This is a genomic window from Pseudomonas sp. BO3-4, assembly GCF_034044115.1.
Lineage (GTDB): Bacteria > Pseudomonadota > Gammaproteobacteria > Pseudomonadales > Pseudomonadaceae > Aquipseudomonas > Aquipseudomonas alloputida.
The window spans coordinates 704,927-719,257 of record NZ_CP139018.1; the positions used below are offsets into that span (position 1 = coordinate 704,927).

The 14,331-nt window shown below is 59.5% G+C and carries 15 protein-coding genes, 1 tRNA gene and 1 pseudogene; 13 read left to right on the plus strand and 4 right to left on the minus strand.

The features are described 5' to 3' along the window. Positions 1–2 precede the first annotated feature (2 nt). The gene (locus REH59_RS03245; RefSeq protein WP_128573576.1) at positions 3–1,211 is read right to left on the minus strand and encodes a type II secretion system F family protein; all 1,209 of its coding nucleotides are present in this window, start codon (positions 1,209–1,211) and stop codon (positions 3–5) included. Positions 1,212–1,427: 216 nt separating this feature from the next. Between REH59_RS03245 and REH59_RS03250 the strand changes: the two genes are divergently transcribed. The 9 genes from REH59_RS03250 (at position 1,428) to REH59_RS03290 (ending at position 8,110) form a co-directional block, all read left to right on the plus strand. Further along, complete coding sequence (locus REH59_RS03250) at positions 1,428–1,838, plus strand: pilin (protein ID WP_012051131.1); 411 nt, start codon at positions 1,428–1,430, stop codon at positions 1,836–1,838. Between the two features lie 71 nt (positions 1,839–1,909). After that, positions 1,910–1,985 (plus strand) — tRNA-Thr (locus REH59_RS03255). A gap of 222 nt (positions 1,986–2,207) precedes the next feature. Further along, positions 2,208–3,608, plus strand: a complete 1,401-nt coding sequence (locus REH59_RS03260; RefSeq protein ID WP_265536593.1) for a PAAR domain-containing protein — start codon at positions 2,208–2,210, stop codon at positions 3,606–3,608. After that, a complete protein-coding gene (locus REH59_RS03265; protein WP_041167277.1) occupies positions 3,601–3,990 on the plus strand; it encodes a hypothetical protein in 390 nt (129 codons plus the stop codon). Before REH59_RS03260 ends, REH59_RS03265 begins: the two co-directional genes overlap by 8 nt. Before the next feature lie 247 nt (positions 3,991–4,237). Beyond that, complete coding sequence (locus REH59_RS03270) at positions 4,238–5,602, plus strand: type II toxin-antitoxin system HipA family toxin (protein ID WP_420715414.1); 1,365 nt, start codon at positions 4,238–4,240, stop codon at positions 5,600–5,602. After that, entirely contained in the window at positions 5,599–6,069 is a 471-nt protein-coding gene (locus REH59_RS03275; RefSeq protein WP_088513547.1) for a helix-turn-helix domain-containing protein, read from the plus strand. The genes REH59_RS03270 and REH59_RS03275 overlap by 4 nt, the downstream gene beginning before the upstream one ends. 181 nt (positions 6,070–6,250) lie before the next feature. Further along, the gene (locus REH59_RS03280; protein WP_010951906.1) at positions 6,251–6,706 is read left to right on the plus strand and encodes a GFA family protein; all 456 of its coding nucleotides are present in this window, start codon (positions 6,251–6,253) and stop codon (positions 6,704–6,706) included. Positions 6,707–6,793: 87 nt separating this feature from the next. After that, on the plus strand, positions 6,794–7,204 hold the full coding sequence (locus tag REH59_RS03285; protein ID WP_088513546.1) for an NUDIX hydrolase: 411 nt from the start codon (positions 6,794–6,796) through the stop codon (positions 7,202–7,204). Positions 7,205–7,882: 678 nt separating this feature from the next. Continuing rightward, positions 7,883–8,110, plus strand: coding sequence for a hypothetical protein (locus REH59_RS03290; protein ID WP_003247523.1), 228 nt, complete (start codon positions 7,883–7,885; stop codon positions 8,108–8,110). A 64-nt stretch (positions 8,111–8,174) separates the two neighbouring features. Here the strand turns inward: REH59_RS03290 and REH59_RS03295 are convergent, their stop codons facing one another. Then, positions 8,175–9,560, minus strand: coding sequence for a GntP family permease (locus REH59_RS03295; RefSeq protein ID WP_014859432.1), 1,386 nt, complete (start codon positions 9,558–9,560; stop codon positions 8,175–8,177). Positions 9,561–9,926: 366 nt separating this feature from the next. On the opposite strand from REH59_RS03295, the gene REH59_RS03300 reads away from it, so the two are divergent. From REH59_RS03300 to REH59_RS03310, 3 genes and pseudogenes are all read left to right on the plus strand, one after another. After that, entirely contained in the window at positions 9,927–10,856 is a 930-nt protein-coding gene (locus tag REH59_RS03300; protein WP_014589614.1) for a malate dehydrogenase, read from the plus strand. A 118-nt stretch (positions 10,857–10,974) separates the two neighbouring features. Next, positions 10,975–11,226 (plus strand): annotated as a pseudogene (locus tag REH59_RS03305) (Hcp family type VI secretion system effector); the annotation flags it as partial. A gap of 5 nt (positions 11,227–11,231) precedes the next feature. After that, positions 11,232–11,591: a hypothetical protein gene (locus tag REH59_RS03310; RefSeq protein WP_014859430.1), complete on the plus strand. Its 360-nt coding sequence runs from the start codon at positions 11,232–11,234 to the stop codon at positions 11,589–11,591. Between the two features lie 61 nt (positions 11,592–11,652). Here the strand turns inward: REH59_RS03310 and REH59_RS03315 are convergent, their stop codons facing one another. Continuing rightward, positions 11,653–12,474 (minus strand): amino acid ABC transporter permease, encoded by an 822-nt coding sequence (locus REH59_RS03315; RefSeq protein WP_003247513.1) that lies wholly within the window; start codon positions 12,472–12,474, stop codon positions 11,653–11,655. Next, positions 12,471–13,292 (minus strand): ABC transporter substrate-binding protein, encoded by an 822-nt coding sequence (locus tag REH59_RS03320; protein ID WP_003247511.1) that lies wholly within the window; start codon positions 13,290–13,292, stop codon positions 12,471–12,473. Before REH59_RS03320 ends, REH59_RS03315 begins: the two co-directional genes overlap by 4 nt. A 118-nt stretch (positions 13,293–13,410) precedes the next feature. Here REH59_RS03320 and REH59_RS03325 point away from each other — a divergent pair, with 118 nt between their 5' ends. Further along, positions 13,411–14,295, plus strand: a complete 885-nt coding sequence (locus REH59_RS03325; RefSeq protein ID WP_014859429.1) for a homocysteine S-methyltransferase family protein — start codon at positions 13,411–13,413, stop codon at positions 14,293–14,295. Positions 14,296–14,331: the final 36 nt, after the last annotated feature.

Consider the following 14,331-nt stretch of genomic DNA (forward strand, 5'->3'; position numbering starts at 1 on the left):
GTTCAGATCAAACTACCCAACTGGAAGATCGGCAGGTACATCGCCACCACCAGGCCACCCACCAGCAAGCCCAGGATCAGCACGATGGCCGGCTCCAGCAGGCTGGTCAACTGGTCCAGCGCCTGGCTGACCTGTTCCTCGTAATGGCTGGCGGCTTTTTCCAGCATCTGGTCCAGCGTGCCGCTGGATTCACCGATGGCCGTCAACTGCACCAGCAAGGGGGGAAACAGCGGTTCACCGGCCATCGCCTGGTTTAACCCTTGCCCATTGGCCATGCCTTGGCGCAGCCGCAACACCGCCTGCTCGTGCAGGTCGCCACCCGTTACCCGCGCCACCGTACCCAGCGCATCCAGCAACGGCACCCCGGCGCCGTAGGACGTTGCCAGGCTGCGCGCAAACCGCGCCAGCGCGGCCTGCCCCAGCAACTTGCCAAACACGGGCAAGCCCAGCACCCGCCGAGATATCCACAGGCGCGCTGGCGCGTGCTGCCGGTAAAGCTGGCGCACGGCAACACCCAGCATTAAGCCCATCACCAGCAGCAGCGGCGCAAAACGGCTCAGCCCTGTGGACAAGTTGATCACCCATTGGGTAAATGCCGGCAACGCCGCGCCCATGCCCGAGAACATGCTCTCGAATTTAGGAATCACCTCCAGCAACAAGATCGCCGACACCCCCAGCCCGGTCAGCAGCAGCAGCAGCGGGTAGATCATCGCCTTGCGCACCTTCTTGTGTAGCACCCGACGCTGTTCCAGCATGCCGGCCAGCTGCTCCAGCTGCCGGTCGAGCGTACCGGACTGCTCGCCCACCCGTACCAGGTTGCAATACAGCGCATCGAACCATGCCGGGTGACGCTGCAACGCATCCGCCAACCCCAGGCCCGAGGCCACATCCTGTTTCAATCTTTCCAGCAACGCCGCCTGCGCCGCATCGCAACCACTGCGGCCCATCACCTCGAACGCTTGCAGCAGCGGCACGCCGGCCTTGAGCAACGTCGCCAACTGCCGGCTGAACCCCGCCGGGTCTGCCTTTTCGCGCCGCTTTGGCAAGCTGAACGCCAGCCCGCTGGCCGGCCGCAAACTCGCCACCGTGATGCCCTGGCGAATCAGCCCGGCGCGCACATAAGCCGGGCTGCGCCCGGGTGTTTGGCCGCTGACCGGCGCGCCATTGGCGTCGGTGCCGTGCCAGCGGTAGAGAAGTGAAGATGAAGTCATGCAAAGGTCCTTGTTCAGCCCCGGCGACAAGCCTGGAAACAGCTTGCCGCGTCCATGCAAGGGCACGCGTCCGTGATGCTCACTAGAGTAGTTCAGCGAAGATGACGCCCGTGCGGGCAGGGGTGACAAAAGGTGTCTGTTCAGGCCTACTGCGCCGCTGCCGGTTGGGGCGCAACTGACCTCAATGTGTAAGCGAATCAAAAAGGAACTACGTTCATGAAAGGGCAACGCGGTATCACCCTGATCGAACTGATGATCGTCGTCGCGATCATCGGCATTCTGGCGACCATCGCCTTACCGATGTACACCAACCACCAGGCACGCTCCAAGGCCGCGGCCGGGTTGCTGGAGATCAGCGCGCTGAAGACGGCGATGGATCTGCGGCTGAATGATGGAAAGGATGTAGCGGATGTCGCCGCCCTGGGTGGCCAGCCGGCGACGGCGCATTGTGCGATCACGGCCAGCGGCAAGGCCGCAGATGGCAGCGGCAGCATTGTCTGCACCCTGGTGGATGCGCCGGCCAACGCGCTGGGCAAGGCCCTGACCCTGACGCGTTCGGCCAGCGGCTGGGCGTGCACGACCGACATCGAGGAAGACCTGGCGCCCAAAGGGTGCAAGGGGGCTTGAGGGCGGGGCAATAAACCAGCGGAAACAGGGGTTTGCGTTACGGGTGTGAGCAGTGGTACGTTGCGCTACACGCCGGTGTAGCTCAGTCGGTAGAGCAGCGCACTCGTAACGCGAAGGTCGCAGGTTCGATTCCTGTCTCCGGCACCAGAATCAGTTGGCCTATGGCGATTTATCGCTACCTGGCACCAATAGAAGCCCGCCTTGTGCGGGCTTTTTTGTTCCCGTTGTCCCGTTCTCAAACCGCTAGGTCGTGCCTAGTCCTAAATCCGCGTTGCTCGTAGGAATCGTCTCGTTAGCTGCTCGAGGCCTCATTTGCCCCTTCTTAGCTGTTAGGTTCTTTCGCTCTTACAGTTCGCAAGGGACTCTGAAATGCGCGTCAGTCTGGATGGGCTTGGCCAAGCAGTAGACGGTGATGTAACCACCACAGGTGCGACTTGCATCGCCACCGGGGAAGGTTACCTCGACGAGGGACGAATGGTCCTGAGGATGGGGGATCCCACCACACCTTGTCCACTTTGCGGGCTGGAAGGAAAGGTCGTCGAAGGGGTGTGGCACTTCATCTCGGATGGCCAGCCAGTCGCGATGGATGGCGCGTTAGTTGATTGCGGTTGCCCAGAGGGTAGCAACCGGGTGGTGGCGCCTTTAGGGGAAATGCCCCCGCCGCGGCTGCCGGTTGCCGTACGCACTAGCCTCACACCCGCTGGCCCTGGGAGCTCTAGCGCTTTGGCAGGGGCTTCGCCCGCCATGGTTGGCGGGTTGCCTGGGCAGATGCAGCCGGGATTCTATGTGGTGCCCCGGAGCATGTCGTTCCCGCAGATTCTGTTGGAGCTGGCTAGCCATGATTCGACCTTGCCCATTTCGTACCTGCAACGCCTTAACCCGACTTTCGAGCAGGGGTTCAAGGCAGGGGAAATCTTCGTCATCGGCGATCCGGATAACGGTTATGCCTGCACCCAGGAGGAGGGCCAGCTAATGGCGGCCGCCGAGCGCGCGCGACGTTCCTTGGCTGTACTCGATTTTGCCGAGTCAGATTTCATGATGGAGTACCAGGCTGAAATTGCCGGACTGCTTAGTGACGCCAGTCTCTCCATGGGGGTGGGTAAGGACATGATGGACCACGGCCTCCGGCAGCTTCGCAGCACACTTGGCAACATCGAGCGTTTGCATCAGCAAGAATTTCTGCGCCATGGCCATCTGAATAGTCCATCGTTCTTCGCCGAACGACGGCTGTTATTGGAGCAGCTAGATGGTCAGCTGAAGGCGACTTTTCTAAATAAACATCTGAATCTAGGGGCCTACGAGCGGCTGAAGAAAAGCTTGAATATCTCGACCAAGAGTCTTGTGCATCATTGGTCGAAAGCCGGTGGGCCAGGGCAGATTCCTGGGTACGCCACATACTTGGACAAAGTGGCGAAGCTTAGTAAGTACCTTCGGTATGGTGGGCATGTCGGAATTGGCTTAGGTGGTACATCTTCCTATCTGAAAGTCCAAGAGGCCTGCCGTGCAGGGGAAACCGAAGCCTGCAAAAAAATTCGTTTGTCTGAGGCAGGTGCTTTCGCTGGGGGGCTGGCGGGAGGGATCGTGGGTGGCAAGATTGCTGGGATCACTGCGCTCGCTGTATGTGGGGTGTTCTCTGCTGGTACCGCGGGTTTCGGGGCGCCGGTATGTGGCATTGCGCTGGTCGGGGGAGGGGCTTTTGCTGGGAGCATCGCCGGTGCGGAGGGCGGTGAGCAAATGGGCGAGCTGATCTACGAATCACATTATGACTGAGTTCGAGAGTTGGCCCGTGTGGCTGAAGTGGATAATGCTGGCGTGTCCGTTCGTGATCGCGTTGGCCGGTTGTGCGGTCAGTGCATTCATCGCGGGTACAAGAAATTTCACTGTTGCAACCTCGGCTATCCAAAGTCATCCCGGCCTGGAGCAAATGAAACTGTTTTTGGGCACGCGGCGCTTTGGCGCTCGGTGGCTGCTGATAACGTTTCTTTGTGGAATACTCATTTGGCCTGGCGTACATATGCGCCGAGGGCATCTGGACATCGAAGAACTAGAAAACTTCCCTGCAAAACTTAAGTTGGCTCTACAGATATCCACGTGGCTGACGGCCTTTGGCTTCGCTTGGATGTGGGTAACCTATGGATTCATCAAGGCGTAGCCGTTCCACCCCCCTGTAGGAGCGGGTTTACCCGCGAACGCGGGCGAAGCCCGTGCCATCCACCACCTACCCAACGCAATTAAACATGGTCCTATAACCCAAAGGTTGAATCACACTTCCTGCCTTCCAGGCGCAGCAACGACCTCTAGCCCGCCCTCCCGCGCGCTGTGAATGCATAATCGGTAGTGTGATGCCGGTTTTATCCGTGCTTAAGCTTTTAATCAGCAAAATATTGCCGATTCCTGCCATGCGCACTATGATAATCAGCATTAAAGTACTGATTAAAGGTGTCCCGATGCCGCTCAGACTCACGATCCAGGCTTTCTCCGATGGTGCATGGCGCGATGCAGCGACACTCACGGTTGAGAACCCCGAGCGTGTTGCTGATGGAAGGTGCCTTGTCGCCTACGACGGCGACTACATCATCGCGAACGTTGATCGCATGGAGGATCGTTGCGAACTCGCCCTAAGCGTTAACCTTCCGTTGAACTGGGACCACCATGACGTCAAAGGATATCCAGCATTCCTCTACGACATCATTCCCTCTGGTGCTGCCAAGGACTCTCTTGAATCCCGCTATGGGCGTCTTAAGCCCGAAGGTGTGGAAATGGGGCTTTACCTTCTGGAGCGCTTCACGCCGGCGCCTATTGGGCACCTGCGCATCAAGGAATCGGTGGAAGGCCTTCAGCCGGATCGGAGCGAGGCTTTCGCGCGTGCTGAGGTCGTGGACAGGACGAACGAATTTCTTGAGTACGCCTATGAAACCGGCGCGGCGTTGGGCGGTGCTACCGGTGCCAACGGGCAAGCCCCCAAGCTGGTCATGACCGAAGCCCACGGCGGTGCTCTGTATGCGGATGCGATGCTCCCCGATGACCAGGCGTGCCGTCACTGGCTGATCAAGTTCGCGCGTAATCGAGGCGGCGAGCGCGACCAGGACATCCTGCGAACAGAGTTTCATTACTACAAGGCGGTTGCTGCCCTCGGCCTTGATACGGTTCCCACTGATGGTTTGGCGCTTGAAGAGGCAGTGAAGCCAAGCCTCTGGATGCCACGATTTGATCGCCGAGTAGTGGATGGCGTGGTGGAGCGGATACCGCTGGAGTCGGTGTACTCGATCTGCGGTATTACCGGCTACGCGCATCCGATGGCGCATGCCGAAGTGGTTCACCGACTGGTAGGCCTATGGATCGATAACGGCCAGCAGGATGAGGTGGACGACCTGGTGTTCGAGTATGTGCGGCGCGATCTGCTGAACCGCATTCTAGGGAACACCGATAACCACGGCCGCAACACTTCCATCATGCGTGTGGGTGGGAGGTTTTGTTTGGCGCCAATCTATGACCTCGCGCCAATGATCCTCGATGAAGAGGGCATCACACGGACGACGAAGTGGGCAGCAGAGCGCAAGGGGTCTTCTAATTGGCGCGACAACTGCGCTGAGCTTGTTGGTTACACTGATCCCGATGTCCTGCTGCAACGGTTGATGAATGCGGCTGAGGCATTCAGGGCGTTGCCCGATCTGCTGACCGATGCGCCCGAATCGATGCGCAATGCAGCCTCTCTACCCGTGAATAACCTGGACAAGCGACTCGTGGAGTGGGGACTGCGATGAAAAAACTACAGCCTGAAGAGCGCGCCCAGCTTGTAGAGGATATCGTCAAGCGCAACGCGGCGGGGCTCGATCCAATTGGGGCATCCATCCGCCGTCTACGGCTCGAAGTCACCGGGCTTGACCAAGAGACCTTCGCGGCCATGTGCAAGATGTCCACGAAAAGCCTGTACGAACTGGAAAGCGGGAAGTCGAATCCGAAGCTCAGCACTTTGGAGGCCGTGCTGCGTCTCTTTGGTGTGCGGATGGGGATGGTGATGACTACCAAAGATAAGCCCACTGCAACGCTCGTCGGCAACACTGTCGGCCAGTTGAAGGTTGGTGGGCCAATCGCTGTGGCCGCGCCGCTGGCCAGTTCCTGCGTGGTGGCCGGACCGAAACGAGGGAAAAGCCCAGCGGCAGCCAAAGCGAAGAAGGCAGTGTCGAGGCCGGCATCGTCACGGGCAAGGAAAAGCAGTCAGGAACAGTGAGATTGATGTGGTATGCAAATAAAGTCTCATACCACTTTTTATCTAACTCATTGGTTGCGGCATTAAGTCTGGTTCAGTTACACCACCTCCCGGGAGGCAATCATAGTGTCAGGCTAAAGTACATAGATTTGGGCCTTTCTCTCGTGGATATCCAGGTTGCCTTCTCAGGCAGGGGAACGTTATGACTGATGAAAAAAAGGATGATCGCCCTGTTTACCAAGCAGCCTGCCATTGCGGGACTGTACGGTTTGAACTGCGTTTGACCGATGGTCTGCGTACCGCGCGCAGGTGCAACTGTTCGCTCTGCCGCATGCGCGGGGCCGTGGCCGTGTCAGCCAATCTAGGCGATATCACTGTGACGCAAGGGGAGGAGGCACTGACCCTTTATCAGTTCCATACACGGGAAGCTAAGCATTACTTCTGCTCGAGGTGCGGTATCTATACCTTCCACCAGCGGCGTTCTGCGCCGGATCAGTATGGTGTGAATGTTGCGTGTATTGAGGGGATGAGTCCGTTTGATTTTGCAGATGTGCCGGTTAGTGAAGGGCGTGTTCATCCTAAGGATCGGGTAGATGGGGGAGTGGGGGTTGCGGGGTGGCTGCGGTATGAAGGTAACCCGGAGTGGGGTCAAGGGTGAGGTCAAGATGAAGGCGGGCTCATCGGTCAGGCAGCTTGCTTCGCTTATGCTTCCCAACTCACGTGTAAGGATCGGAGGTGTGACGGCATGGAAGCAGAAAAATCTTGTCCTGTAGTCCTGCGAGGCCGAGAAACGCTGGAAATTTTAGCGTTCGAGCATCCATTAGCAGGCTTTCAGCTGGTCAAAGGCAGTGTCGAGCCAGGTGAGTCAACCGACCTGGCTGCAGTTCGAGAGCTGAAAGAAGAAGCAGGTATTCAGTCGACAGTTGGGCGACATTTGGGGGAGAGGCGTTCCATCGTAACTGGACACACATGGGCATTTCATGAATGTTATGTTGACCAAGACCTTCCTGATACTTGGGTGCATTTTGCAGAAGATGATGGAGGCCATGAATTCAGATTCTTTTGGCATCCTCTCATGAGCGAGCCCTCTGAAAATTGGTATCAGGTTTTCAAGGATGCTTTGAGCTTTCTTCGGAAAAGGCTCACTGACGCCTAAGTGCGCTTACAGCTTTTCCTGGGTAGTCAGGCCGGCATCGCGCTAGTCAGCGCACCTTTGCAGCAAAGACTGTGAGTGAGGTGTCGCAGATTGTATCTTTGGATTTAGGTATACGTTCGAGAAGATCTAATAACTGATTCGATGGTTTTTTTAGCTTTCAGGTGCCTGATTCGACTCCTGTCTCCCCATTTACGCCGCTACCAACCTTCAACTAGATCTTGATACCAACCCGTTTTAGCCGACGTTTCCTACAACTCCCAGCGTCCATTCACATCCCCCCAAACCTTGCATTGCAGCCCCCACGACGCTACCGTGCTCCAGTCGCGGCCAACTCCGCGACCGGGTTTGGCGACCCGAACGAAAAGGCGCATCGGCGCCCCCGATCACGATTGCAGGCGCTTTTTTTGCGTCCGCAGTTTCGTGTAATGGCGGCTGTGCGTGGGAGACCTTCGGGTCTGCCGAGTTCCTTTTCCTCGGTTCGCCAACCTGCGTACAGCTGCCACCCTAATCGTTTGGCGACGGTCAGCGTGGTGCTTCAATCGAAAAGGACCGCATGCATGCTCATCTCAAGTCCATCCAGGATCCTCGCATCCGTTCTCCTCCGCCGTTCCGCAACGGCCCTGCGCTACTTCACCTTCAGCAAGCCCCGCTTCGTCTCCCCCCAACCGGAGGCCCGCCATGTCTGACCAAGAACGCCTCTCCACCATCCAAAGCTACGCGTGGACCCTGGAACTGCTAGGCGAGGCCCTGGTCCAGCACGACGAAATGCTCGAGTGCGAACACAACCCGCGGCTGAGCTTTCGCAACACGGCCGGTATCCATCAGGCGATCCGGATCATCAGCCGGTTGGCCAGTGAGCAGTGCGGGAAGGTAATGGAACGAAGCGAGCAGGATCTGGAACGTTAGGCCAGATCGTTGCTCGAGGTTGGGGCCAGATTGGGGCTGCTGCGCAGCCCCCGTTGACTCGAGTTCAACCTATGGTGATGGCCGCATTCAACATCAACACCACCATCAGCCCAACCACCGCCACAATGGATTGCACCACCGAGATGGTCTTGGTGGCTTCGCCCATGGTCATGCCAAAGGATTCTTTCACCATCCAGAAGCCCGCATGGTTCGCATAGTTGAAAAACAGCGAACCGCAGCCGATGGACAAGGCCAGCAAAGGCAGGTTAAGGCTTGGGTCTGCACCTGCCAGCGGTGCCAGCAAGCCGGCAGCACCCACGATGCCGACGGTGGCAGAGCCGGTAGACACCGAGAGCAACATCGCGATCAGCCACCCCAGAATCAGGGGAGGGAAGGCAGATTGCTGGGTCAGGTGCACAATGGCATCGCCAACCTTGGCGCTGGTCAGCATTTCCTGAAAGGCACCGCCACCGGCAATGATCATGATGATCGAGGCAATCGGCTTGAGGCTTTTGCCCAGCGCATCGCGCAGCTGTTCGGCGTCGCCGCCGCGCGCAAGCACCAGGCTGGCGCCGGCGAACAGCACGCCCAGCAGCATGGCGATCAGCGGGTTGCCCAGGAAGCTGGCCAGTTCCAGCAGCGCATTGCCTTTGGGCAGCAGCATCTCGGCAACGGCATGCACCAGCATCAGGATGGCCGGCAGCAATGCGGCCAGCATGCCGACCACTACCCCGGGGCGGGGTTGGCTATCGGCTTTTTCAGCCAGTGTGAACTGGTCCAGCAATGCCTGATCGGGCCGCGTGTTCATGCGCGGTGAAATGAACATGCCGTACAGCGGGCCGCCCAGGATCATTGCCGGAATGGCGGCAAGGAAGCCATAGAGCATGGTGGGCCCCACCGAGGTCTTGAGCACGGCGATGGCGGTCAGGGGGCCTGGGTGCGGCGGTACCATGCCGTGCATGGCGGCAAGCGCCGAAATGACCGGCACACCTACATACACATACGCCGAGCCTTTGAAGCGCGCCTTGCTTTCCAGTTTGCGCGCCACGCTGAATATCAGCGGCAGCATGATCACCAGGCCGACTTCGAAAAACATGGGGATGCCAATGACGAAGGCAACCAGCATCATGGCCCAAGGGATCATGCGGTCGGAGGTGCGCTTGAGGATGACATCCGCGACCTGTTCCGTGACGCCAGCGTCAGCCAGGATCTTGCCGAGCATCGCACCCAGCGCGATCACCACCCCCACTGCGCCCAGTGTCTTGCCGGCGCCGGTGAGCAGGTGGGCGACGATGCTGCCTGGCGCCATATGCGTCGCGAAGCCCACGCCAATGGACACCACCAGCAAGGCCAGCAGCGGGTGCATTTTCAGACGCGAAACGATGAGCGCCACCAGCACCAGAACACTGGCCAGTGCCGTCAGTAATAGCTGTATATCTAAGGAGGTCATTCAAGGAGTCTCGGTTGGGCTGGCGCTCGGGCTGCTGCTACGGTTTCGAGGAAGGGGACGCGGCGTTGCGCTAGCTGCCGCTCACAGGCGGGCGCCTGGTAACGGAAGGTGGGCAGCAGGGAGGCGTGGCGCTGAGGCCGGTGGGCGGTGGTGTGGCGACGGGGCGCTTGGGCAGCATGTTCACTGATTGATTCACCTTGTTGTATGGTCATCTATATGAATCTGGCCAAAGTATTCGCGCTGCCATGGAATACTGTCAAGTGAAGGTCGTCGCATCGTCTTGGGTGGCCATTTAGCCCCGGCAGGCAATACTTCTCTCTATACGCAGGCGTGTTCCTGGTGGCGCGCGCCGCTGGGAGGTGTCTGGTGAACAAATTAACGATTGTGGGTGCCGGCCTGGTCGGCGAGGCGGCGGCGCAGATCATCGCCCGGGATGAGTTGTGCCGTGAGCTGGTGTTGATGGACGTGCAGGGTGAACTGGCGCAGGGCAAGGCGCTGGACGTTTGGCAGGCGGCTGTGGATTCAGGTTCCGATACCCATGTTCACGGCGGGGCCAAAGCCGAGATGCTGGAGGGGTCCGAGCTGGTGGTGATCACGGCGGGCGTGCCGCGCAAGCCCGGCCAGTCGCGCCAGGATGTATTGAGTACCAACCTGCCAATCCTCGACAGCATCATGGCGGATATCAAGCACCACGCGCCGACAGCGACGGTGCTGGTGGTGTCCAACCCGGTCGATGTGCTCACCTACCGCGCCTGGAGCGTGAGCGGTCAGGGGCGCGACAAGGTGTTCGGGCAGGCGGGGGTGCTGGATACCGCGCGCATGAAGTGTTTCATCGCCGAGCAAACCGGGTTTTCTGCACGGGATATCACGGCGCTGGTGCTGGGCGGGCATGGCGACAGCATGGTGCCGCTGATGCGCTACTGCCAGATCGGCTCGGTGCCGCTGTCGCACTTTTTGTCCAGCGAGCAGATCGAACAGATTGTCGAGCGCACCCGTAAGGGCGGCGGCGAGATTCTGGGGTTGAAGAAGACGGGGAGCGCCTGCGATGCACCGGGCGTGGCCATTGCGCAGATGGTCGATGCGATCGCCAATGGGCGGAACCGTATTTTGCCGGCGGTGGCGATTCTTGAGGGCGAGTATGGGCGAACGGATATCGCCATGGGTGTGCCCTGTGTATTGGCAGAGAAGGGGCTTGCGCGGGTGATCGAGTTGCCGCTGGATGCGCAGGAACAGGCGATGTTCGACCACTCTGCAGATCAGGTGGCGCGGGATATTGCAGAGATGAAGGCGTTGTAGGGCTTGAAGCGTCATGCATCGGGTGTGGCGGCTCGGGCAGTGGGGGAACACTTTACCTCCGTACCTGTCACACCCGTTCATTGGGGTTCAGACCCACCATTACCAAGGAGAGGTAGGCATGGCTTTCGACGCTTTCATCCAAACCGACGACATCGCTGGCGAAGCGCTGGATGAGCAGTACACCAACTGGATCGAGATCAATGGCCACAACTTCGGCGTCAATCAAAGCATGTCGGCAACCGCAAGCTCTTTCGGCGGTGCAACATAGGGACGTACCACCTTGACTAACTTCTCCTTCACCAAGTTTCTCGACAGCGCGAGTTGCAAGCGGCTGGAAGCCAGCTGCTCGGACCCGCATCTCAAGGAAGTATCGGAGTGAATGAAGTTGAGCCTGGGCTAATTGCGATTCTGATTCTTGCCCCCATGATGCTGGCGATGGTCGTACAGTGTTTCATCGCACATAAATACACTGAGTACTTCGAGTCGTTGCTAACGCGCTGTAGCTTCGTGACCGGCAATAAAATCACGTTTCAACATGCAGGCCTTCTGGGCAAGGTTATGCGTACGGGGTTGATCTCCATGGTGCTGGCTATACCGAGCCTCTTCGTGCGCAGGGGGTTGATTGACTTCGATGAAGTCAAACGTTTCCCCTCAAGCATGAGACGACTGCTGGTGAGTCTGTTGGTCATTCACATCCTGCTGGCTACCGCGCTGATTGTTTTCACTTACGCGTAGCCTGGCCGCTCCTGCATGGGGCGCGGTCAGGCCTGTCGGTTGTGCACGAGCCGTGTAGCCCTCAGCGCTGATAAGCCTTGCCAAAATGCCGTTCCAGGCGCGCCTGCAGCAGCTCCAGCAGTATCGACAGCACCCAGTAGATCACGGCGGCGGTGGTCAGCATTTCCAGGTAGCGATAGCTCGAACGCCCATACGACTGCGCCAGAAACATCACCTCCCAAACCCCCATCACGGAAATCAGCGACGAGTCCTTGAGCATCGAGATGAACTGGTTGGCGGTGGGCGGAATGATCACCCGCATGGCCTGGGGCAGGATGATGTGGCAGAAGATCTGCGGCGTGCGCATGCCCAGCGCCAATGCTGCTTCACGTTGCCCACGGGCCACGCCGAGGATGCCGGCGCGGAAAATCTCGCTCAGGTAGGCCCCGTAGTTCAGCGACAAGGCAATGATGCCGGCGCTGATGGCGCCGGGTACCAGGCCCACCTGCGGCAGCCCCAGGTAGATCAGCAGAATCTGGATCAGCAGCGGCGTGCCACGGAAGAACGAGGTGTAGAAGCTGGCCACACCCACCAGCACCGCGCTGTTGGATAACCGTGCCAGCGCGGCGGCAAAGCCGAGCAGCACGGATACCACCATCGAGCACAGGCACAGGAACAGGGTCAGTGCGGCGCCTTGCAGAAAACCATTGGGCCCCAGCTTGAAACCGGCCAGGTTGGGAAACTTCTCCAGAATGATGGCGAACTTCAGGTCAAAGCTGAGGAAGAAGGCGACAAACAGCCCGAACAGCGCCAGCCAGGTTAGCAGTAACCGGGTGCGAAAGCCGAACAGGCCGGCGCCCGCAGGCTTTGCCACGGGCTTGGGGGAGGGGGGGAAGGTGCTCATTTGCTGATGTCGGCGCCAATCCATTTCTGCGACAGCTTGGCCAGGGTGCCATCAGCCTTCAGCTCGGCGAACACCTGGCGTACCTTGGCATCCCACTCAGGGTCGCCTTTTTCGATGGCCACCGCGTTGGGCTCTTCATACAGCGGCGCGCCGGCCAGCTTGAAGCGCTTGTCTTGCTGCAGGCGCGGCTGCGCGGTCACCAGGTTGGTAATGATGGCGTCCAGGCGCACGCCAGTGCCCAGGCCCAAGTCCTGGAAGGCGACGTTTTCAGTGTCGTAGGGCGCAGCCTGCACGAAGTCGAACGGGTAATCGATCTTCTGGTCTTCCTTGCCTTCAATGACCAGGTTCTTGTTCAGGTAGCTTTCGTAGCTCGATGCACTGATCGAACCTACCTTGCGGCCTTCCAGGTCTTTGGCGCCATGGATGCGCTCATCCGAGGCATTGACCACGATCACGGCGGGCGATGCGTAGTACTCCACGGGGAAATCGAACACCTCGGCGCGCGCCTTGCTCGGGGTCATCGAGCAAATGCAGATGTCGTAGCGCCCGCTCCAGCGGCCAGCGGCAATCACGTCCCAGGACGGTGTTTCCAGGCGCAGCTTGACGCCGAGCTTGTCGGCCACTGCCTTGGCCACGTCCACGTCGTAACCGTCGAGCTGGTTATGGTCATTGAGGAAGGAAAACGGCGGGTAGCTTTCCATCAGCACGTTGACCATTTCCTTGCGCGATTCAACCCGCTCCAACGTGGCGCCAGCAAAGGCTTGGGTGGCAGTTGCGAGCAGTACAAGGCCCGCACCCAGCAGAGAAGAAAATCGCATGTACATACCTGATATGTTGGGCAAATGGGTGATAGGGTATTTAATAGTTATAACCCTAATCCCCATAATGAATTTTATTCATAAGAACCTTCAGAGAAGTTATATGGCAGAGCGAACGATGGTAATTCTGGACGGTGGCATGGGCCGAGAGCTGCAGCGCAGTGGTGCACCGTTTCGCCAGCCCGAGTGGTCGGCGCTGGCGCTGAGCGAGGCGCCGGAGGCGGTCGTGGGCGTGCATGCAGCCTTCATCGATGCGGGTGCGCAGGTCATCACCAGCAACAGCTATGCAGTAGTGCCGTTCCACATCGGTGAAGAACGCTTTGCCGCCGAAGGGCGACAGCTGGCCCATATCGCAGGCCAGCTTGCGCGGCACGCGGCAGATAGCGGCGCGCACCTGGTCAGGGTGGCCGGTTCGCTGCCGCCGCTGTTCGGGTCCTACCGCCCCGACCTGTTCCAGCCCGAGCGTGTGGCAGAGGTGCTGACCCCGTTGCTCCAGGGCCTGGCCCCGCATGTTGACCTGTGGCTGGCCGAAACCCAGAGTTCCGTGGCCGAAGTGCGGGCCATTCATAGCCATTTGCCGGCAGACGGCAGGCCGTTCTGGGTGTCCTTCACCCTGCAGGACGAGGACGTCGACGAGGTTCCGCGCCTGCGCTCCGGTGAACCGGTGGCCGAAGCCATCGAAGCCGCAGTCAGCCTGGGTGTGGCTGCGGTGTTGTTCAACTGTAGCCAGCCTGAGGTGATCGGCGCCGCCATTGATGTCGCGCGCTCGGTCATCGAGCGACACAACGCCGAGATTGCCATCGGTGCCTATGCCAACGCCTTCCCGCCGCAGCCCAAAGAAGCCACTGCCAACGATGGCCTGGACGAACTGCGCGAAGACCTCGATCCGCCGGGTTACCTGACATGGGCCAAGGACTGGCGTGCGCGGGGTGCCAGCATGGTCGGCGGTTGCTGTGGCATCGGCCCGGAGCACATCGCCGAGCTGAAACGCAACCTGGCCTAAGCGCCCACGTGACCGGGCGGCTTTTGCAGCGCCCGG

Bases quoted from the DNA above. Each gene is read 5' to 3' on its own strand.
- REH59_RS03245 (WP_128573576.1), bottom strand. From the start codon at position 1,211: ATGACTTCATCTTCACTTCTCTACCGCTGGCACGGCACCGACGCCAAT.
- REH59_RS03250 (WP_012051131.1), top strand. From the start codon at position 1,428: ATGAAAGGGCAACGCGGTATCACCCTGATCGAACTGATGATCGTCGTC.
- REH59_RS03260 (WP_265536593.1), top strand. From the start codon at position 2,208: ATGCGCGTCAGTCTGGATGGGCTTGGCCAAGCAGTAGACGGTGATGTA.
- REH59_RS03265 (WP_041167277.1), top strand. From the start codon at position 3,601: ATGACTGAGTTCGAGAGTTGGCCCGTGTGGCTGAAGTGGATAATGCTG.
- REH59_RS03270 (WP_420715414.1), top strand. From the start codon at position 4,238: ATGCGCACTATGATAATCAGCATTAAAGTACTGATTAAAGGTGTCCCG.
- REH59_RS03275 (WP_088513547.1), top strand. From the start codon at position 5,599: ATGAAAAAACTACAGCCTGAAGAGCGCGCCCAGCTTGTAGAGGATATC.
- REH59_RS03280 (WP_010951906.1), top strand. From the start codon at position 6,251: ATGACTGATGAAAAAAAGGATGATCGCCCTGTTTACCAAGCAGCCTGC.
- REH59_RS03285 (WP_088513546.1), top strand. From the start codon at position 6,794: ATGGAAGCAGAAAAATCTTGTCCTGTAGTCCTGCGAGGCCGAGAAACG.
- REH59_RS03290 (WP_003247523.1), top strand. From the start codon at position 7,883: ATGTCTGACCAAGAACGCCTCTCCACCATCCAAAGCTACGCGTGGACC.
- REH59_RS03295 (WP_014859432.1), bottom strand. From the start codon at position 9,560: ATGACCTCCTTAGATATACAGCTATTACTGACGGCACTGGCCAGTGTT.
- REH59_RS03315 (WP_003247513.1), bottom strand. From the start codon at position 12,474: ATGAGCACCTTCCCCCCCTCCCCCAAGCCCGTGGCAAAGCCTGCGGGC.
- REH59_RS03320 (WP_003247511.1), bottom strand. From the start codon at position 13,292: ATGCGATTTTCTTCTCTGCTGGGTGCGGGCCTTGTACTGCTCGCAACT.
- REH59_RS03325 (WP_014859429.1), top strand. From the start codon at position 13,411: ATGGTAATTCTGGACGGTGGCATGGGCCGAGAGCTGCAGCGCAGTGGT.